General features: G+C 63.9%; 13 protein-coding genes and 1 pseudogene. 5 read left to right on the top strand and 9 right to left on the bottom strand.

Annotated features, from left to right (window positions below; translation table 11 throughout):
* Positions 1–139: 139 nt before the first annotated feature.
* Positions 140–1,144: a polysaccharide deacetylase family protein gene (locus tag ACW177_RS12295; protein WP_492025977.1), complete on the top strand. Its 1,005-nt coding sequence runs from the start codon at positions 140–142 to the stop codon at positions 1,142–1,144.
* A gap of 162 nt (positions 1,145–1,306) precedes the next feature.
* Here ACW177_RS12295 and ACW177_RS12290 read toward each other — a convergent pair whose 3' ends face one another.
* On the bottom strand, positions 1,307–2,758 hold the full coding sequence (locus ACW177_RS12290) for a LytTR family DNA-binding domain-containing protein (protein WP_492025976.1): 1,452 nt from the start codon (positions 2,756–2,758) through the stop codon (positions 1,307–1,309).
* A gap of 130 nt (positions 2,759–2,888) precedes the next feature.
* Between ACW177_RS12290 and ACW177_RS12285 the strand changes: the two genes are divergently transcribed.
* On the top strand, positions 2,889–3,998 hold the full coding sequence (locus ACW177_RS12285) for a serine hydrolase domain-containing protein (RefSeq protein ID WP_492025975.1): 1,110 nt from the start codon (positions 2,889–2,891) through the stop codon (positions 3,996–3,998).
* A gap of 602 nt (positions 3,999–4,600) precedes the next feature.
* On the opposite strand, the gene ACW177_RS12280 is transcribed toward ACW177_RS12285, so the two are convergent.
* The 4 genes from ACW177_RS12280 to ACW177_RS12265 form a co-directional block, all read right to left on the bottom strand.
* The gene (locus tag ACW177_RS12280) at positions 4,601–6,637 is read right to left on the bottom strand and encodes an alpha/beta hydrolase family protein (protein ID WP_492025974.1); all 2,037 of its coding nucleotides are present in this window, start codon (positions 6,635–6,637) and stop codon (positions 4,601–4,603) included.
* Positions 6,638–6,695: 58 nt separating this feature from the next.
* Complete coding sequence (locus tag ACW177_RS12275; RefSeq protein ID WP_492025973.1) at positions 6,696–9,812, bottom strand: TonB-dependent receptor domain-containing protein; 3,117 nt, start codon at positions 9,810–9,812, stop codon at positions 6,696–6,698.
* Positions 9,813–9,917: 105 nt separating this feature from the next.
* A complete protein-coding gene (locus ACW177_RS12270; RefSeq protein ID WP_492025972.1) occupies positions 9,918–10,865 on the bottom strand; it encodes a FecR family protein in 948 nt (315 codons plus the stop codon).
* Positions 10,859–11,332 (bottom strand): RNA polymerase sigma factor, encoded by a 474-nt coding sequence (locus ACW177_RS12265; RefSeq protein WP_492025971.1) that lies wholly within the window; start codon positions 11,330–11,332, stop codon positions 10,859–10,861. The genes ACW177_RS12270 and ACW177_RS12265 overlap by 7 nt, the downstream gene beginning before the upstream one ends.
* 532 nt (positions 11,333–11,864) lie before the next feature.
* On the opposite strand from ACW177_RS12265, the gene ACW177_RS12260 reads away from it, so the two are divergent.
* Genes ACW177_RS12260 through ACW177_RS12250 form a run of 3 tightly spaced genes read left to right on the top strand, consistent with a single transcriptional unit; the run spans position 11,865 to position 15,863 of the window.
* Positions 11,865–13,673, top strand: coding sequence for an alpha-amylase family glycosyl hydrolase (locus ACW177_RS12260; RefSeq protein ID WP_492025970.1), 1,809 nt, complete (start codon positions 11,865–11,867; stop codon positions 13,671–13,673).
* A complete protein-coding gene (locus tag ACW177_RS12255) occupies positions 13,670–14,650 on the top strand; it encodes an ROK family protein (RefSeq protein WP_492025969.1) in 981 nt (326 codons plus the stop codon). The genes ACW177_RS12260 and ACW177_RS12255 overlap by 4 nt, the downstream gene beginning before the upstream one ends.
* Positions 14,625–15,863 carry an MFS transporter gene (locus tag ACW177_RS12250; RefSeq protein WP_492025968.1) on the top strand — a complete coding sequence of 413 codons (1,239 nt, stop codon included), beginning with the start codon at positions 14,625–14,627 and terminating at the stop codon, positions 15,861–15,863. The genes ACW177_RS12255 and ACW177_RS12250 overlap by 26 nt, the downstream gene beginning before the upstream one ends.
* Positions 15,864–15,878: 15 nt before the next feature.
* Here the strand turns inward: ACW177_RS12250 and ACW177_RS12245 are convergent, their stop codons facing one another.
* The 4 genes and pseudogenes from ACW177_RS12245 to ACW177_RS12230 form a co-directional block, all read right to left on the bottom strand.
* Entirely contained in the window at positions 15,879–16,652 is a 774-nt protein-coding gene (locus ACW177_RS12245; RefSeq protein WP_492028118.1) for a substrate-binding domain-containing protein, read from the bottom strand.
* Positions 16,653–16,793: 141 nt separating this feature from the next.
* A pseudogene (locus ACW177_RS12240) lies at positions 16,794–16,898 on the bottom strand (LacI family DNA-binding transcriptional regulator); the annotation flags it as partial.
* 53 nt (positions 16,899–16,951) lie between these two features.
* Positions 16,952–18,037: an alpha/beta hydrolase gene (locus ACW177_RS12235; protein ID WP_492025967.1), complete on the bottom strand. Its 1,086-nt coding sequence runs from the start codon at positions 18,035–18,037 to the stop codon at positions 16,952–16,954.
* A gap of 16 nt (positions 18,038–18,053) precedes the next feature.
* Positions 18,054–20,528, bottom strand: a complete 2,475-nt coding sequence (locus ACW177_RS12230) for a TonB-dependent siderophore receptor (protein WP_492025966.1) — start codon at positions 20,526–20,528, stop codon at positions 18,054–18,056.
* Between the last annotated feature and the right edge of the window lie 197 nt (positions 20,529–20,725).

Genomic DNA, 20,725 nt, shown 5'->3' with positions numbered 1-20,725 from the left:
TCGGTCCTGGCGAAAGCGCCTCTGTCCCATTGGGCTTGGCGGGGTCGTTGCGGCAACGCCGTCAAGTCGATCAGCGATCGCGGTGGAGAGCGTTTCTCGCCGGGTCAGAACATAGAGATTTGAACGTGGGCGACAGATCATGATCCGATTGGCTTTCGTCCTGGCTGTGGGCGCCGGGCTTCTGTCCGGGCCCACTTTTGCAAGGGGGCAGGACCCCGCCCACCAGCGTCGGTCGGTCGCAATCACCTTCGATGATCTGCCTTATGCCGGAGCCATCGGCGATGCGGAGGGCGCGCTGACGGCTGCCGAAGTCTTCCTTCTGAATGCGCGGGTGCGCGGTGTCCTGCAGCGCCACTCCGTGCCGGCGACGGCCTTTGTCGTTGAAGCCACGGCCGAGGCTTTGGGCGATCAGGCGCATCCGATTCTGCGGGACTGGACCAGCGGCGGGTTGTCGCTGGGGAACCACAGCTATTCCCACGCCGACACCAACGGGCTCGATCTCGCAGGCATCGAGCAGGAAGTCCTTCGCGGCGAAAGCTCGATACGGCCGCTCATGGAAGAAGCGGGCAAACCGCTTCGGTTCATGCGCTTCCCGATGAACCATACGGGGGACACCGAGGAGAAGCGGGCCGGGATCGAGGCCGTGCTTCAGCGTCTGGGGTATGTCGCCGCCGCTTCCACGATAGACACCTCCGACTACGTGTTTGAACGTGCCTATGGGGTTGCGCTCTTGCACAAGGACGTCACCTGCGCCGCTGCAATTCGTCAGGCGTACCTGCGACATTCAGCGGTTCAGATCGACTACTACGCCGATCTGAACGTCCAGGTGCTGGGCTATGAGCCCCCGGAGATCGCTCTTCTGCACCTCAACCGCATCAACGCCGATACCCTCGAAGATCTGTTGGGCTTGTACGCATCGAGAGGCTATCGCTTCGTCACGCTGGATGAAGCGCAAAGAGATCCAGTGTACGCCGGAGAAGAGACATTCGTCTCGCGCTACGGTCCGATGTGGGGATATCGCTGGGCCCGAGAGAGAAGGGTCCGCGTCAACGGCGCTGCAGAAGCCGAGCCGCCTGAGTGGCTGACCCGATATGCGGAAGGCGAGGCGGCCGCTTGCGATATTGCGAGGCCAGGCACGCACTGACGGCCCACGCCACCAAAGCGTGCTTCGCGGCCGCGTGTGTCGTTCACCGCTGACCGCCGCTTCTGGCGCGATGCGGGCGTTGCTGTGAACCCGACCGGAGCGAACGCATGAAGTTTGTGTCATCGGGGGATAGTTGCCCTCCAGTGAACGTTGCGCACTGGGCTAGGCTATCCGATCGTCATCAAGCGCCGCCCGATAGGCCCGGCCGACGGGCAGGCGGACGCCGCCCTTGAGTTCCACAGTAGGTCCCGATCTTCTTGATCGGTGGACGGCCGCAATCCAGGCCGGGTTGACGGCGTGGCTCCGGTGAATGCGGACCAAATGCGCCGACGCCAACTGCGTGATCGTGGAGAGGTTGGTCGTGGACAGGATTTCCCGACCATCCGTCAGGGTGACAAGGCTGTAATCGTCGGCTGCGCGGACGTGCAGCAAATCCTCTGCTCGGATAAGACGACGGGACGTCCCATCGGGAATGGACAAGGTCTCGTTCTGCCCGGAGGGAGGCTCTGGCGAGGGCGGGACGGCCACCGCGCGGCTACGAAGCAAAGCATAAGCCGCCAGTCCGCCGAACAGGGTCAGGAACAGCAGATAATAGCCTATGTCGAGGAAGTCGGGGACCCACGACAGGGCCAGGGCGAGGACGGAGACAGCCTGGGCTGCCTGTGCGTTCCTGACGCCGGACAGGGCGCCGAGTGTGACGGCGATCAGAGCAGCAGCGCAGCCGGCGCGGAAGGCCCACAGGGCCTTGGCGTCCCACCAGGGCGGGCCAAGCAGAGCGATTAGAAGGGCGAAGACCAGCGCCGCGGTCAGCCCCCAGCGCAGCCGGCGCTCCGGGACGAAGGCTTGCGCGAGGCGCCCGAGGGCGAAGGCGGCAAGCGCCGTCATACCGGCGACGGCGGCGAGCCGGGCCAGCTGCCACGGATAGCCGTATGTGAGGGCCAGCTTGGACGCTTCGGCCACGGCCTGGACCAGCACCGCGCCGGTCAGAAGGGTCAAGGTCACCGAGCCGGGCGGGTGGCGGGCGAGCCAAAGGCCCGCGGCGCCGAAGAAGGCCAGGGCCAACAGGCTGGTGAGCAGCAGGGTGGGCAGGTAGTGGCGCAGAGTGCCATGCAGCGGATCGCTGTACGGACCGATTGACAGGTCATGGATCGGCCGCCGCACAGGCGCCCAAAGGTGGTGGGCCGACAGCCGGACCTCGACACGGTTCGGGCCGGGCCGGACCCGGTCTTGCGGAATGTCGACAAGGGCGCTGAACCGACCGGCCGTCTCCTGGGCGCGGTCCGCCCCGACCTGCCCGTTGGTCCCGATCAGGGCGTCGTTCCAGCGCACCTCGGCGCTGGCGGTGGCGGCGATATGGAGGGCCAGGGGGGCGGTTCTGTCGTCGGGGCCGGCGACGAAGGTGGTGGTCAGGGTGGTGATCGGGGCGTCCAGCGCCAGGCTTGAAACGTCGACGGGGCGGCAGATGCCCGGAGCCGGGCACAGGCTCCACACCTGGGTCGGCGTTCGGGCGGGCGGGGGCGACAGCATGGCGGCGATCTGAGGACCGCACAGAGCGATCAGGCCCGCGATGGCCAGGGCCACGGCGATCAGGCGGCTGCGTTCACCGACGCCCATTGTCGTTCACCGAAACCCGGTTGGCGCGATCGCGGGTCCGCCCGAGATCAATGGCTGTCGGGAGCGAAGGGGCGACCACATGGCCGGTTCGTGCCGCCGCGGACCGACTTAGGCAAGTGAGGAATAGTCCATGATCGATGCATCGCTTCCCGCGCTGAACCGCCGGATGCTTCTGTGGGGCACCGGCGCCGGGGCCGTGACTGCGGCGGGGCTACTGCCGGGCGCGGCGCGAGCGGATGGGCGTGCGGAGGCCGTCGGCGCCGTGTTGGACGGCATGGTCCGGGACCACGGCTTCCAGGGCGTCGTGGCCCTGGGGCAAGGAGGGCGGATCAGGACAGCGCGCGCCGTCGGAATGGCGCAGATCGCGCAGGAGATTCCCATGCGCACGGACACGCCCTTGGGCATCGCCTCCATCTCCAAACGGCTGACGGCGGTGGCGGTCATGCGGTTGGTCGAGCGGGGAACCCTGTCACTCGACGCACCGATCACGACCTGGCTGACGGACTACAGGGCCGATGTCGGGGCGCGCCTCACAATCCGCCGACTGCTGTCGAACAGCAGCGGGGCGCCCAATCCGTTCCGCGCGGTGGTGGAGGCGGAGCCGTCGCTGCTGCAGCCCCCCTATATCGACACGGCCGAGGCGGTCCGTCGCTTCGCCACGGGAGACCTGGCGTTCGAGCCGGGGGCGCGGTTCGACTATGCGCTTTCGAACTGGGTCCTGATACTGGCGATCCTCGAGGCCGTGACCGGGCGGCCCTATCCGGACGCCATGCGGGGGCTGGTGTTCGACCCACTGCGAATGACGCAGACCACGCTCGTTGCGCCGCCCGACGCCACCTCCTACCGGCCCCTGTCGCCGCCGGTGGAGTGGACCAATCCCCGCCCGCCATTCCTCGCCGCCGCCGGGGGCTATTACAGCACCGCCGCCGACCTGCTGCGATTTGGGAGCCGGATCTACGATACGAATTTCCTGCATCCGGCATTGCGCGACGCCCTGACGACGATCGAGGTCGCGTCGGACGACTATGCGCTGGGCGGTCGGGTACGGACTTTGGCCATCGGCGGCGAGGATGTGCGGGCGGCCTGGGAAACCGGCAACACCAACGGCTACCGCTCGGTGCTGGGTCACCGGCTGGACGGGCGGGGCGCGGTCGTCGTCCTGAACAACAACGGGATATCCCAGCGAACGATGGACGCGTTCGCCGAGGCCCTGCTGCGAGCGGACGCCGGCCTCGCGTGACCAGAGTTTCACCGGCCGCGACAAACGGCAAAGCTATCGTGACGGTTCGTCAATCGTGGCAAAGCTTGGGAAGGGCGAACAGGATAGCGGCCTGACATCGGTGTTGGCTGCGGCATGCGAACTCAGCATTGGCTGCGCCTGTCGATAGACGGCGACATCACTCGAATTTTATCGAGGCCAAATCCTTCTTCATTTTCATAAGCCTCACTCCGGTGGCGGTAACGCTGACGGCATGGTTTGGCGATCCCGGAAAAGGTGCAGGTAAATCAATGCCTTCCGAGTCGTTGAACCATCGAGTGGGAGTGAGGGGTTGGAAAAATAACTGATATAAATCAGTGTATTATTTAGTTTTTGCGTGACGCAAGCCAGATGGTCGATTGGCTGTTCGGTCGTCTAAGTGGTCGAAAACTAACGCTCGAACTTCCCAAGTTTGAGCGGCAAGGGTTTCCAGCAGTTCATCGCTGACGGCGTTTTTGACGGTATACGCCGTAGGCTTTCGATTCCGTCAGGCGGGCTGAAGATCAGCTCCTCAGAAACCGTACCGTCCAATATATCTCCTACCCAGAGTATCCTTGGGAACGGCTGCGCGCTGAAGCGTCGGCTCAGTCGCCTGTCTTGTCCTGCTCTTCGTTCTCGGCGTGCGGGGGAGCGGCCCAGACGTAGTCCTGGTCCAGCACGCGCTTGCTGAACCAGTCCATCTGCACATTCACCTGGAACAGGCGGTGCCGCAGTTCTCGGAAATTGTGGGGTTCGCGTGGCGCCAGATAGAGTTCGGTCTCTACGCCCAGCGCCCTCAGCGCCCGGTTCAGCATCACTGACTGGGTCCAGGGCACGCGCTCATCCTCGGCTCCGGCCAGGATCAGGGTCGGGGTTTTGACCTTGTCCAGCTGGGATAGGGGAGAGTGGTTCGTATACAGATCACGTCGTGCATCCGAGCCGTAAGGCGGCGTCACGAACCACTCGCTGCGCTGCCAACGGGTGTCGGAGGTCAGGTACATCGACGCCCAGTCCACCGCGCCCGCGCCCGAAGCGGCGGCCTTGAAGCGGTCGGTGACGGTGATCAGACGGTTGGTCATGTGGCCGCCGGCGCTCCAACCCATCACACCCAGGCGATCGGGATTGACCATGCCCAGCGCGATCAGATGATCGACGCCCGAGAGCACGTCCTTGTCGGCGTAGCGGAAATAACCGCCGTTCATGCCCTGGAGGAAGGTGTCGCCGTAGCCTGTGCCGCCCCGGTAGTTGACGGTCAGGGTCATCGCGCCTCGGGCAGCCAGCAGCGGGTTGAAACGACTGTAGGCGAAGATGTTGAACACATCCGACGAGCGCGGACCTCCGTGGTTCTGGATGATCAGCGGGTAGCGATGACCCGGTTGGTAATCGAGCGGATAGGTCACCAGCCCTTCCAGCACCTGACCGTCGGGCGCGGTCCACTGGATCGCCTCCTGTTGCGGCAGGCGGAAACGGGTCGCGATGTCGTCATTGAGGTGGGTCACCTGCACCGGCGTCGGAGCGGCGGGGTCGAGCCGGAACACTTCGCCCGGCGAGACGGCCGAAGCCTTGAAATAGACCACGGTCCTGCCGTCGCGCGTCACGCTGACGTCGCCGGCGGCGTGATCGCCGCGGGCCAGCGGACGCACGGCCTCGCTCTCGACATCGATGGCGAACAGCTCACGCCGCACGCCCGTGGTGGCGGTGATGTAGATCTCGCGGCCGTCGGCCGACCATACCGCGTCCTCGATCTCGTAGGGCAGGCCGTGAGCCAGCTCGCGCGGCGCGCCGCCGGACAAGGGGACGACGAACAGGTTCGGATTGACCGTGCCGTAACGACCGTTCTCGGCTGTGGCCAGAAACAGGGCCGAGCCGCCGTCAGGCGACAGGCGCGGGGTGTTTTCCTCGAAATCGTTGTCGGTCAGCCGTCGGGCTGGGCCTTGTCCGGTCTTGATCCACAATTCGGCCTGGGGGCTGTCATCCCGCAGGTCGGAGACGGCGCGGCGATAGAGGATGGTTTCGGTGTCCGCCGACAGGTCATAGGCCGCGACCTCAAAGTCGCCTTCGATCACCGGTGCGACCCGGCCGTCCGCGACCGTGATCCGCCACAAACGGCCGCGCGACTGCGGGCTCTCGAAGGCCAGCATGTCGTCCTTTTCGCGCTTGCGCCGGGCCAACGGCTTGGGGTCGGGAGCGTTGGCCAGAAAGTAGATTGCGGAGCCGTCCGGCGACCAGTGCAGGTCCGATGGACTGGTGGGCAGCTTGCCCAGACGCCTGGGTTCGCCGCCGTCGATCGGAGACAGGTAGATCTGTCGGGCGCTGTCGCCGTCGCGTTTGGCGATGAAGGCGAAGCTTTCCCCGTCGGGGGACCAGGTTGCGCCCGAGGCCGGGCCTTCGATCATTCGTCGCGGGGCCGAGCCGTCGAGACCGATACGCCAGATGTCCTCCTGCACGAGGTTGGCGGTCCAGTCGGCACGACCGACGGCATAGAGAATGAAGCGTCCGTCGGGCGAGACCTTGGGATCAGACAGCTTTTCCAACCCGACCAGATCGGCGGCGGTCATGGCGCGCGGCATGGACCAGGCCTGGCCCGACACCGATGCGAACAGACATCCGGCGGCGACGGCCGCCAGTCGGGATAGGATCATCGAAGGCTCCGGAAGGATGTCTCGCCGACGCCCGAGAGCGCCGGCGAGAGCCGTCATGCTAGAAAGCGACCTGTATGCCCAGAGTATAGGCCCGACCGGTCACGCCGTAGACGGCGCTGTAGTTGTAGTCGTTGCCGGACTCCGTGCCGCTGGGCAGGAACGGGCCCTGAGTGTCGAACAGGTTCTTGATCGTGCCGAAGACGCGCAAGTCCTTGTTCTTCGGGTCCGGATAGAACTTCACCGCCAAGTCATGACGCCAGTAGGCGTCGACGTTCAGATACAGAGGGTCGGTGATGCCGGCTTCGGCGAAGGCCGCCGCCAGATCGTTGTCGTCCACCGCTTCACCGATGTAGGTCGTCGTCCATTTCACGTTCCAACGACGGTCGCGCCAGGTCAGGCTGCCCTTGGCCTCGTGCTCGGACGTGCCGACCTCGCCGAGGTCGTCCGCCAAGGTGGCGCCATCGACGCCCTGATAGCGGCTCTCCAGCTTCAGACGGCGGCTGTAGTTGAGCCGGACGGTGAAGTCGCCCGGCACCTTCCAGGCGTCCAGGTCGAAGCCGTACCGCGCCGCCACATCGACGCCGGAAGCCCGTAGATCGTCGAGGTTCTCTTCGAGGTTCAAGATCTTGGTGATCTGGCCCTCGGCGTCACGGGTGATGACATTGCAGAAGCGGTTGTCGGCGCCGCTGGTCGAGCCGTAGCACTCGGCCATCAGTTGGCTGTTCGACAGCGACGAGATCGCATCCGCCACCTTGATGTCATAGTAGTCGACGCTGAGGTCGAAGCCGCGCAGGAAGGTCGGCTGGAACACCAGACCGACGGTCAGGGTGTCGGCGGTCTCTTCCTTCAGATCGGTATTGCCGCCGTTGGGCGAGTTGACGCTGGTGACTTCCGAGGTGAAGACGCCGTCCGCCGCGATGGCCGCAGCGATGCCCGGATCGGCCCGGCAGTTCTGGGCCACCGTACCGGTCGTGCCGGCCGTGACGCCGCTGCAGATGTCGGTGATCGAGTCGTAGTCGTCGCGCGGCGGCGAATAGAGCTCGGTGGTGTCAGGTGCGCGCTGGGCGCGGCTCCAGACCGTGCGGAAACGAAGGCTTTCGACCGGAGCCCACTGAAGGCCGGCCCGATAGCTGAGAGTCGTGCCGACATTCTCGAGATTGTAGTGAGCGACGCGGAGGGCGCCGTCGATCTCGAGCTTGTAGATGAGGGGCAGGTCCTTCAACAGCGGGGCGGAGAATTCGGCGAAGGCTTCCTTCGCCTCGATCTCCCCGCTGTATTCGGGAATATAGGCGAGGCTGGCCAGGCCGCTTTGCGTCAATGCGTCGGTCGTGGTGCTGGTCTTGTCGCGGCGCAGTTCGAAACCAAACGCCGTCTCGACGGGGCCGGCCGGCAGTTGGAACAGTTCACCGGTCATGTGGCCTTCGACGGTGTCCTGTCGATTGTGCGGCTTGTACCAAAGGTTGGCGCGAATGTAGTTGGCGGCTTCCTCGCTGATCGAGCCGACGCCGAACAGGTTCAGAGGCACGCAGCCGTCGGCCCGCGCCGTAGCGTCCTTGCACTGGACCTCGCGGGTGGCGGCGTTCACTTCAGCGTCCAACGCATAATCGACGTTGGCCATGTTCAGGGCGTTCTCGCGAACCTGGTAGCCCTTGTATTCGCCATAGCCGTAGGTCAGGGCCCAGTCCCAGTCGCCGAACACCTTGCCTTCGGCGCCGAGCCAGCCGCGCAACGTGGTGCGGCGGTTATGGATCTGCAAGTTGCCCACCTCGGTCATCCGGCGACGGAAGCTGATCGATGAGGTCGATGACGAATAGATCTCCGAAGGCACATAGGGGTTGCTGCGGGCGATGTTGCCGATCGTGTATTCGTCGTTGACGCCATAGGTCGACGAATTGCTCAGTGTGGCGGCCGCACGCGTCGAGTCGGTCGTGACCCGGGACGCCTGGAACTGGCCCCAGACCTTGATGTCCGGAGTGACGTCGTAGGTGGCCTTGACGGCGGCGGACAAACGCTCCGCCGGCGTGATCAGGGTGCCGTCCGCGCGGGCTTCGTAGCCGTTGACCGCTGTGACGAAGTTCTTCTTCAGCCCCTCATCGTCATAGTAGAAGCTGCTGCTGCGGAAACGGCCGCCGGGCGTATAGGTCGACAGATCCGGCGACGACGCGGTGTTGGTGTCGGGGTCGTAGACCACCGACTGGGTGGCCCAGTCGCGGTCCGACGCATAGAGGGCTTCCTGCTTCTCGAAGGTCCCGCCGATCATCGCGAACAGTCGATCGTCCAGGAAGCGAGTGCCTCCGGCCAGCGAGAATTCAGTGGTTTCCCCGCCGCCGTCCTCCGTGAAGCCCTTCACGACCCGGGCCTTCACGCCGTCCATCTTGCCGGTGGTGATGATGTTGACCACGCCCGAGACGGCGTCCGAACCATAGACGGCCGACGCGCCGCCGGTGCTGATCTCGACGCGATCGACGAAGAACTCGGGGATCGAGCTGAGGCTCACCGTGTTCATGTTGCCGGCGTTGGAGACGGTGCGGTGCCCGTCGATCAAGGTCAGGGTGCGGTTCTGACCGAGCGAACGCAGGCTGACGGTCGAAAGGCCGTTGTCCTGAACCGCCGACTGGCTGGTCGACAGGTTGACGCCGATATCGACGCCGGGCAGGTCGGTCAGGGCTTCCGCGAGGTCGGTATAACCGCTTTCCAGCAACTCGTCGCGTTCGACTTCCACGACCGGCGACGGGCTGTCGAAGGTGGTCCGACGCAAGCGCGAACCGGTCACCACCACTTCTTCAATCTGAGTAGCAGAGCTTTGATCTACAGTCTCGAACGAGGCTGGCTGGACGGTGGCGGGGGGCGCTGAGCTCGGTGCGCGTACGATCAGCGCGCCCGAACCCTCCTCAACCACCTCAAGGCCCGCGGAACCGGCGAGCCGGCGCGCTGCTTCAAGCGGCGTGTAGCGACCAACGACGGCGGACGCTCGGCGACCCGCCACGTCTCTGGCCGAAAATAGAATGTTGGCGCCGGTCTCCTTGCCGAGTTCGCGCAAGGCGTTGTCCAGCGGCTGGGCCTGCACGTCCACGCTTACGGCCTGTCCCCAGGCGGCGCCGGCGACCAACAGCACGCCCATGGCGGCTGATCCAGCCAACATCCGGCTCAGTCGGCCGTCATTTCTCGTCGTCATGAAATTTTTATCCCCTCTTGGCCCGATACCCCCAGGCTCAACAGGTTTGACGACGGCGGTTGAGTTTTCCTCAGCAAGATTTTTTCTGAGGTTCGTCGAAGGCGCTCAAGCTCCGCGGCGCGGTTCGATCATCAGTACGCCGCCGTTGGTTCGAACCTCGAGGTCGAGCAGAGTCGCGACCGACCGGGCGAAGGCCTCGTTGTCGCCGGCCTTGTAGACGCCGCTGATCCGCAGGGTCTCCAGCGATGGATCCGACAACACGATGCGGCGACGACTATAGCGGTTCATCTCCGCCAAGGCCTCGGGGAGGGGGATGTCGTCGAATACGGCCTGGCCAAAACGCCAAGCCGTAGCCGACTGGACGTCGGCTATCTCGCGCAGTGCGGGTTTCTGCCGGTTCATCACCACTCTTTGACCGGCGACGGCGACGATGTGGCCGAACGACTGGTTCGTGTCCGTCACCAACACCTTCCCCTCGACGGCCACGACAGACACCGCGGAAGACAATACGGAGACGCCGAAGGCGTCGCTGCCTTCGGAGATGATCTCGCGCCCCTCGGCGTTCACCACGAAGGGCTTCGCTGAGGCGGTCGCCGAACGAAAGAAGGCTCGCCCCTTACTCAGGTTCACTCGGCGTTGTCGGGCATCGACTTGCACTGAAAGGCGACTGTCGGCGTCGAGCAGAACCGAGGCGCCGTCATCCAGATGAAGGGTGCGGGTCTCGCCGATGTCGGTGGCGTACACCTTCGGCGTGAGAGCCAGCCAACCCAGACCGACGGCTGAAACACCGGCGCCGGTCAGCATCGCGCGGCGGGCCAGGTGCGTGGGCCGCCGCCGAGCCATCAGGGCGACCTCGGGGTCATTCTTCAATGCGCCCGTCAATTCCCACGTCGCGGTCAGGGCGTCGAAGTTGGCGCGATGCTCTTCCGACCGCTCCAGCCAGGCCTGAAAACCGGCTTCGTCCGCCTTCCCGCGCGGTTCGACATGCAGACGCGCGAGCCAGGCGGCCGCTTCGCGGCGGACGGCTTCCAGATCGCGCGCACGCTTCACCACTTCTCGGTCCATCCTGTCAGGAAAAGGGTGGCCTTGGCCACGTGCTTCTCGACCGCGCTGACCGTGATGTCCAGGCGCTCGGCGATCTCCCGATACTTCAGACCTTCCAGCCGGTGAAGCAAAAAGACTTCTCGGGTGCGCGGGCTGAGCCGGGCCAAACCCTGTTTGAGACGCGCCAGACGCTCGCGCGCGCGCAGAACCTCGTCCTGCAACGGATAGGTGTCGATGAACGCGTTTTCGATGAGATCCAGAGCTTCCTGCGGACGACGAGCGCGCTGGCGGCGTTCGTCGATCGCGAGGTTCACCGCCGCCCGCGCCACGAACGCATCGGGATTGGCCAGGATGTTGTCGCGCCGATACTCCAGCATCCGCACCATGGCGGATTGCACGACATCCTCCGCGCCGACAGGATCGTAGGTGATACGTGCGATGCGGCGCACCAGTCCGCGCCAGCCTTCGTTCTTCAACTCTGCCGCCCCCCAGCATGCCCCGCAGGTATCTTTCCAAGGCTCGGTGCGTCGGTCAACGGCTCGTGATCACGGAACTGAGCAAGTGGCGCATAACTGTCACGTTGAGCAGGGTCGGGCCGCCCAGCCCCATTGTGCGGCAATAGACGGCTGCCTGTTCCTCTATCTCCTCGGCGATCAGCAGGGCCCAGTTCCAGGCCCGGCGCGACGACCACCTGGCCGTGGCTGGCCATCAGCGTCGCATAAGGCCCGCCGAGCGTATCGACGACGGCGTCGGCTAGGGCAGGGTGACGCCGGTGCCCCTCATCCTCCACGGCGAGAAGATCGATAAGTCGGCCGACAGGGTTGGCGCCGCCAGCCTAAGCAGATTTGCGGTGCCTGACCCCTTCTGAGCCGGTCCCCGCGACCTGGAGAACCCGACAGAAAACGGTTTCTTGCGTCATCTGCGAACAGCTGTTGCAATCGATTGCATAAGCCTATCTATTGCGACTAGCAGAGGTTGAGCCCTCGTTTTTGAGATCCGATTGGCGGTATGTCGAACAGCTTGCGTGATGTCGTCGCTATCGACGAAACCAACCCGCAATGGGTGGTGTTTCGGGACCGATTCGAGGGTCTTTACGGGGCTAGCCCGGAGGTGGAAGCGCGCTTGGCGGACCTGTCCCGCATCCTAGGAGATGCCCGACAGGCGAGTGCTATGGAGCCGCAGTATAGAGAGCAGTTTGAATGTCGCGCTTGGACGGCTGCTTCAGGCAATACGGTCTACACATTCTATGTTGATCGCTTCGCCAATGACCTGAAGGGTTTGATCGGCCGTCTCGATTATTTGCAGCAGCTTGGCGTCAGGTGGCTGCACCCGCTGCCGCTTCTGAAGGCGCGTCCGGGAGACAGCGATGGAGGTTTCGCGGTTGCGGATTTTCGAAATGTCGAGCCGAGCTTGGGGTCGATCGAGGACCTCGCTGTTCTTACGGCTGCGCTTCGAGAACGGGGAATGGGCCTGTTGCTTGATGTGGTGTGCAATCATACGGCCCGCGAACATGCGTGGGCGGTGGCTGCCCGCGCCGGCGATCCGGTCTATCGCGACTACTATCGAACCGTAGAAACGCTGGATGAGGTCGCCGTCTGGGAACGCGATTTGATCGATGTTTTTCCAAGCACGGCGCCGGGCAGTTTCACCCATGATCCCGAAATGGGGGGGTGGGTTTGGACCACCTTCTATCCGTTCCAATGGGATCTGAACTACGCCAATCCGGCGGTGTTCATTGAGATGTTGGAGGTCCTGCTGTTCCTGGCGAACAAGGGGGTCGAGGGCTTCCGGCTGGATAGTGCGCCCTTCCTCTGGAAGCGCGAGGGCACCTCGTGTCGCAATCAGCCAGAGGCGTACCGGATCGTCGAGGCCTGGCGCGCGGCGCTTTCGATCGCGACGCCGAACGTGGTGCTGCTGGCCGAGGCGATCGAAAGCATCGAGGATGTTCTGCCCTTCTTCGGAGAGAAATCGCCAGCCTGCGACCTGGCTTATAACAACGGTGTCATGACCGCCCTGTGGGGAGCCTTGGCGGACGAGGACGCAACAATCGCCCGCACCCTGATCGCCGCTGCGTCCATGAAGCCCGTTGGTGGCGCCTGGCTGAATTATGTGCGTTGCCATGACGACCTGATCTGGAATGCACTTTCAGCTTACGCGCCGGAACGGGATCTCAAACGCTGGTCCGACTTCTATTCGGGCAAGGGATTTTCCGCAGGGCGCGCGTTCCAGACAGCGCCGGGCGGCGTGCCCTCGACCAACGGCATGGCCTCTGCACTGGTTGGGTTGGGCCGTGCGGATGTGGGTCAGGATTTGGCGGAGCGTCGGTTGAGTTTGCTCTACGGCGTCGTCCACGGTTTGGATGGCTGGCCCCTCATCTACATGGGGGACGAACTCGCCATGGGGAATGACGAGAGCTTCGATCTGGACCCGGCTCGTCGCGATGAGGGCCGATGGCTTCATCGGCCGGTCATGAACTGGGAGCGGGCAGACGGTCGTGATGCGCTGGATCGTGTCGAAGGACGGACCTTCCAGGCGCTCCAGCGTTTCGGAGAACTGGCCCGATCGCTCGACGCCTTGGATATCAGGGGCGCGGCTCACCCGGTCGCCTTGGCTGAACGCGCGGTCCTGGGCTTCGAACGTAATGAGGGAACCCGGCGGATGATGGTTCTGGCCAATTTGTCGCCGCGCGCCGTGTCGGCTGTTCTGCCGTCGGGCTGGGCTCCGGGCGGCGTTGATCTGGTGACCGACGAGAATGTCGTTGGGCCGTCTGTCACGCTCGATCCGTACGCGGTCGTCTGGCTCGCGGACCGCACATGAGCCGTTTCGCGGCCATAGAACTGGGCGGGACGAAGGTCTTGGTCGCCGTTGGGACAGGGCCGGACGACCTGTCCGTTCCGTTCCGCATCCCCACGACAACGCCGGAAGCGACTGTCGCCGCCGTCGTCGAGGTTTTGCAGGCCGAATATGATGACGGCGCTTTTGATGCGATCGGGGTGGCCAGCTTCGGTCCGGTGCGTCTGGATCGTCACGCAGCGGACTGGGGACGCATTCTGTCGACGCCGAAGCCGGGATGGACGGGCGCCGATCTGGTCGGTCCCCTGGCGCATTTCGGCGTGCCGATCGCGGTCGATACCGACGTCTCTGGCGCGGGCCTGGCTGAAGGTCGATGGGGCGCCGCGCGAGGCTTGGGCGATTATGTCTATGTCACGGTCGGCACGGGTGTCGGTGTCGGCGTGATTAGCGGTGGACGACCGGTGCACGGCCTAATGCACCCCGAAGCGGGCCATATCCCGGTGTCGCGCGATCCGAAAAAGGATCCCTTCGCGGGCGCTTGCCCCTTCCACGGCGACTGTCTCGAAGGCCTCATTTCGGGCCCGGCGCTTGCCGCGCGCCTGGGCCGGCCGGGCGAGAGCATCGCCGCCGACGATTCGGTCTGGGACCTTATCGCCGACTATCTGGCCCAGCTTGCCGCCACCATGACCTACGTCACGTCCCCTCAGCGAATTGTGATCGGCGGCGGCGTCGGCGGCAATGCGGCTCTTCTCGCCCGGGTCCGGCCCGCATTGAAACAACGACTGGGCGGCTATCTGCCGGCGCTGGACGATGAGACGACACTCGCCGCCTATCTGGTCCCACCCGGTCTCGGCGACCGCTCCGGGGTGTTGGGCGCCGTGGCCCTGGCCAGCGATATCTTTGAACAATCGAGACCCCGCAAGACGGCGTCCGCTTTTGCGGCCGACCTGGGGGCCATGGAGGAGGACGAAACCCTTGACCCAGACCGCAACGCGCCCTGAACGCGCCCTCAATACCCGCCTGATCAAAGGCCTGACCTTCATGATGTTCATGATGTTCGCCATGACCACGGATTCGGTCGGCGTCATCATTCCCGAGGTCATCCGCGAGTTCGGCCTCGGCATGACGGCTGGCGGCGCCTTCCACTACGCTAGCATGAGCGGCATCGCCCTGGCGGGTCTGATGCTTGGTTTTCTCGCCGACCGGATGGGGCGAAAGCCGGCGATCATCCTGGGGCTTGGCCTGTTCGCGGGCGCGGCCTTCCTGTTCGCGGTCGGGCGTTCGTTCGAATTCTTCCTCGTGCTCCTCTTCGTCTCGGGCGCAGCCATCGGCGTGTTCAAGACCGCCGCCCTGGCGCTGATCGGGGACATCTCGACATCGACCACGTCGCATACGACCACGATGAACACCGTCGAGGGCTTCTTCGGCGTGGGCGCCATCATAGGCCCGGCCATCGTCGCCGCGCTGCTGGCCGGCGGCGCCTCGTGGAAATGGCTCTATGTCATCGCAGGCGTCCTCTCGATAGGCCTGATCCTGACCGCGCTGATGGTCCGCTATCCGACGGCTGTGAAGACGGCCGCTCCGCCGACGGATCTCAAAGCCACGCTCGCCATGATGCGCGATCCCTACGCGCTCTCCTTCAGCCTGGGGACCATGCTCTACGTCGGGGTCGAGACGGCGATCTACGTTTGGATGCCGACGCTCTTGGAGGGCTACGACGGTCCTGCCGTGTGGGTCGCGGTCTATGCCTTGTCGATCTTCTTCGTTCTGCGCGCAGCGGGCCGTTTCCTTGGGGCGTGGACGATCAACCGGTTTCGCTGGACGACAGTCCTGGTCGTTGCGAGCCTGGCCATCATGATCTGTTTCGCAGGCTCCATCGCGGGCGGTCGAAACGTGGCTGTGTGGTTGCTACCCTTTTCAGGCCTGTTCATGTCGGTGATCTATCCGACGCTGAACTCCAAGGGCATCAGCTGCTTCGCCAAGGTTCAGCATGGGGCGGTGGCAGGCGTGATCCTGTTCTTCACCTGCGTCAGCGCCGTTCTGTCGCCGCTGGCGATGGGCGCCGTCAGCGATCTATTCGGAGCGCCGATCTATGGCTTCGTTCTCGCGACGGTGCTGGCGGCCGTGCTGTTCTGCGCTCTGGCGGTAAATGCGCTGCTGGATCCCGCTAAGACGCGGCTCGCCCGGTTCGACGACAGCCAGTACGGGGGCTGAGGGGCGGAGCGCAGCTCAAGCCGGGGCGGAGTCCCGCACTATAAGGGCGGGCGGCAGGATGACGGATCCCGTCGTCTCTCCCGCCAATCGCCGCATCAGCAGATCGACCATGGCGACGGCGCCGGCTCCGATGTCCTGCCGGATCGTGGTCAGGGCCGGTGCGGCATGGATCGCGATCTCCAGGTCGTCATAACCGATGACCGCCACATCGTCCGGCACCGACAGGCCTCGCTCGGTCAGCGCCCGGATCGCGGCCATGGCGATGATGTCCGTGGCCGCCACGATCCCGTCTACACGAGCCCCGCTGTCCAGAAACTCTCCTATGGTCTCATAGGCCGTCTGGGGCGTCAGATGCACGGCCAACAGATGTTCTGGGGGCACGGCGCCAGACTTGCGATGGGCGGCAAGAAAGCCCTCGTAACGCTCGCCCAGTTCGGGCAGTTCGGGGTTGCCGAAGAAGGCTAGGTGTCGCCGTCCACGATTCAGCAGGTGCAGCGTCGCCAATTCGCCGCCCGCGCGGTTGTCCGTTCCGACTGTACATTGCACCCGGTTCGGAAAGGCTGCCCCCCAGATCACCAGCGGCGCATAGCGACGGGCCACCGCCTCGATCGTTTCGATCTGGTCCGACTGACCGATGATCAGGACGCCGTCGACCCGGCCCGAGTCCGTCATATTGGCCAGCCAGTCTTCGTTCGACGGAATGACCCGCGAGAGCAGGAGATCGTAGCCTCTCGTCGCCAACGCGTCCGCCAGATGCCCCAGAAGCGTGATGAAGAAGGGGTCTGACACCGGCTGACCGATCTCGTGGCCCAATGGCAGGATGACTGCGATCGCGTGGGTTCGGCCGGTCCTCAGATTTCGTCCCACGACATTGGGACGGTAGCCGTGTTCTCGCGCTAGCGCCGCAACGCGCTCGCGCGTTTCCTGACGGATCGCCGGGTTACCGGCCAAGGCTCGCGAAACCGTCGATGTCGACAAGCCCGCCAGCCGGGCCAAGTCGGCCAAGCTTCCGACGGTCTTTGATAATGTCTTCATAGCGCTAAATGATGAGTGGCGTCGTGAGCGTCAAGCGAGCACGACATCATAGATCATTTAGCAAGCACCCTGTCGAAGAAGGCGGCTGCCTCCGCATAAACTTCGCGAGATTCGGGCAGGTCCGGACGGCGCTCATAGTCGCCGTGCGAGATACCTTCGTAGACATTCAATTCTGCCGGGACGCCTGCCTGCCTCATCTTCCTGTGAACCCGAACGGTGTTGGACAGGAACAGGTCGCGGGTTCCGGTCGTCAGTAATGTCGGCGGAAACCCGGCCATGTCACCATTAACGGGTGAGAGTTCAGGATCACTCATATCGTGGCCGTTCGCATAGAGAACCGCCGCCGCCCCTAGTAGCCCGTCATAGGACACCAGAGCATTGTCGACATGGTCATTGCTGAAATAGCTGTCGCCGGTCTTGGTCAGGTCCGACCATGGGGTGCCGGCCCACAGACCGCCCGGCAACGGCAAGGCATCCCGCTTGGCGCGCAGCACCAGTGACAGGGTCATGGCCCCGCCGGTGGACGACCCGAACACCCCGATCCGGTCCGGCCGGTGCTGCGTCGCCAGAACGCGCCAAACCGCCTCAGCATCGTCGATAGCCGCCGGATAGGGGGCGTCGGGAGCCATCCGGTAGTCCACACTGACGACGCGGAACCCTTGCCCGGCTAACAGTATCGCATCGCGAAGGCCAGACATGCCGGGCGCGAAGACGTAAGCCCCGCCGTGGAAATTCAACAGCACCCGGTCCGCGTTGTTTGGCCCGACGGTCGCAGGCTCCACCCAGAAGACGTTTACGCCGCCAATGACATCCCGCCTCACCGTGACATGGTTCTCGGCCAGCAGAGCGGGCAAGGCGTTCTTTTCGACATCGGCGGCGAATGTCGCCACCAGCGCACGCCACTGATCCGGCGTCTGGGGAAACTGATCCCAGGTTGGATTGAAACCTGCGGCGATCAATCCCTGAAGTTCGGGACTGACTGTAGTCGGCACGGGCAGGGGTCTGGCCGGAACCACATAGCGTTGGGCCGAAGCCTGGATCGGGTCTTCGGCCGCTCCGGCGCGGGTATGGGCCATCGCCGGGGCTGTCGCCAGAAGGGCGGCGATGACGCAGATCGCTACTTCTCTGAAACGCATCATAACCGCCCTCATCGTCCTAGAAGTTGTACCTTAGCCCGACGCTGATGTTGCGCCCCGGTATGGTGCGGGCCGTGTTGATGCCGTCGCCCACCGTGCTGGTGTTCTGACCCACCTCGGTGATGGCGATGACGTCGAACAGGTTCTGGACCGAGACCGAAGCCTTCAGGGAAGGCGTCAGGGCATAGGACCCGAACAGGTTGGTGACAACATAGCCGGGCATCACGAGTTGATTGGCGTCAGAAGCGTAAGAATCGGAGCTGCCGACGAAGTTTGCCCCGATTTCGAACGGGCCCGTACTGATCGAGGGCGTCGCCTGGAAAATCCAGTCGGCCTGGCGATAGGGCACGTTTCCGGTCTGGGCCGAGTTTGCGCCGCTACGATCGATCTTGGCGTCCGTATAGGTCACTCCTCCGGTCAGGTGGAAGATGCCGTAGTTGATCCCGCCTTCCAGCTCGACACCATAGGACACGTAGTCGTTGTCGATGAAGGCCTGAACCGGGATAACCAGTTCGTTGGATTCCGACGTCGTGGCGTGGAAGGCCGTGGCGTTCACGAAAAACAGGTCGGTGCGGAACTTGACCCCGCCTTCCTGCTGTTCGACGAAATTCACCGCCACCTGCTCGGCGATCGAGCCATCGTCGCGCACGCCGCCGCCGAACAGGACGCGATCAGCATTGAACCGTGCGCCCCGGCTGACCCGACCGAACAGGGCCAAGTCGGGGGTGAGAGCATAGTTGGCTCCGAGCGACCATGTCAGATATTTTTCCTCGTAATCGACCGGCTTCTGGGCCTGCATATTGACCACGGGCACCGTCTGTTCGGGCACTTGAATCACGCCGTCCTGATTGACGTCGATGACGCTGGTCCCGCTGTTGGCGGCGTAATAACCCGATGCCGAAGAGATGTTGTAGCGCAGACCGCCGTCCAGGCTGAGATTGCCGATCTTCCACGACGCGGAGACGTAAGGTGCGTCAATGTCGTAGTCGACATTGTAATAGCGGATGCAGCAGTTGCCGAAGACGGGCTCGCCATAGGCGATAAGTCCGTTCTGCGTGATGGCCTGACCCGCAGCATTATAGACGTCCAACAGCGCGGATTTGTTGCCGTTGACCTCCTGCAGATAGCTGTTCCAGTGCCAGTCCATCTCAATGGCCTGATACGATTTGAAATAGCCGAATGTGATCGAGCCTGACCCGCGCCGACCCGCGTCATAATCCTTGGACAGGGTCAGGACATTGGTCGCGTTAGTGAAGTCGTCCAGTGTGACGTTGAACAATAGGGTGTTGCTGGCCAGACCATTGCCGTTGAGGGTCGATAGATCGGCGACAGTCTGGCCCGCTTTTGGCCCCGTGGCGTAACGCAGGGTCGCGCCCGGTCCGCCCAATTCGCTCAGAAAAGTAGCGGCCGTGGCGACGCGTGCCGGATAGTTCGCGGTGAAACTGCCGTAATTCTTGGCAACATTGAAGCGATCTTCCAACGTCCAGCCACCGCCCAGGTCGAACGACGCTTCGCCGCCGATTGCGCGCGATTGGGTACGATAGCCATCGGCGACGTCGGTCGTGATCCTTTCTCCGTTGTGATTGATCGCCAGATCGGACCGGAAATAGGGCGATTGCAATGTGCCGCTGAGGACGTCGAAACCCGCAAAGGAACTGTAGGTCGGATCGCTTTCCGTGCCAGAAACCTTGATGGGCCCCGGCACATAGACAGGAGCGCGGTCGTCGAGGAATTTGAAGTTCAGCCTTAGATAGCCGTTGTCCAGTTCACGAGTGACGTTTGCCTTGATCTGTCCGCCGTTCTCGGCCTTGTAGCCGACGTCCTTGACGCCTTCGCCATAGCGATAGAAGCCGCCGACGTGGAAACGCCAGTCGTCGCCGATGGGCGAACCATAATCGAAGTCCAGGCGCGAACGGTCGAAATCCACGCCCTGGGTGAAGCCCAAAGAGCCGCCCTTAACCGTGCCGGTCTTGCTGATGTAGTTGAAGATGGCGCCCGGCGCATTGCTGGTGAAGGTGGAGGCCGATCCACCCCGGACCACTTCCAGTCGACCCACATTGTAGTCGGGACGAACGAAGATATCGGCTGTCGCGAAGGCCACGTCGCCGAAGTTCAGGACCGGAAGGCCGTCCTCCTGAAACTGCACGAATTTGCCGCCGCCGCTGGCGACCGGCAGGCCACGCACGGCGATGTTGGCGTTGCCCTCGCCGCCGGATGCCTCGGCCCGGATGCCCGGAACGTTGCGTAATAGGTCGGCGGCCCCCAGAGGGGCCAGGCGCTCGATCTGCTGAGCGTCAACTGAACTGATCGATATGGACGTCGTGATGCGCCGCTCGGGCTTTGCGGTCCCTGTAACGAAGACTTCATCGACTGTCGAAGGCTCTTGCCCAGCAGCCGGGATCGTCTGCTCCGTCTGCTCCGTCTGGGCCCAGGCCCCTGTGGTCCCGAGAGCCGCCAGTAGCGCTCCCGCACAAACGATCGTCAGGCGTTTCATTGCTTCTTCCCCATATTCCCTCGAGCTTCTGATCGAGCCCGTGATATAGCATTGCTCCAAATGCAATCGATTGCAACAATCGATTGCAGAGGGGTTTTGTTTTTGGTGTTAGTCCCAGGACGTGTTCCTCATAGTTAGAAGACCACGGTGGCGGCGAAGGCTATGTCTGACAGGAAGACGGTCGGGCAGCGGTCGTA

The organism is Brevundimonas sp. AVps23W, from assembly GCF_058681395.1.
This window is presented reverse-complemented; position numbering and strand designations above follow the sequence as displayed.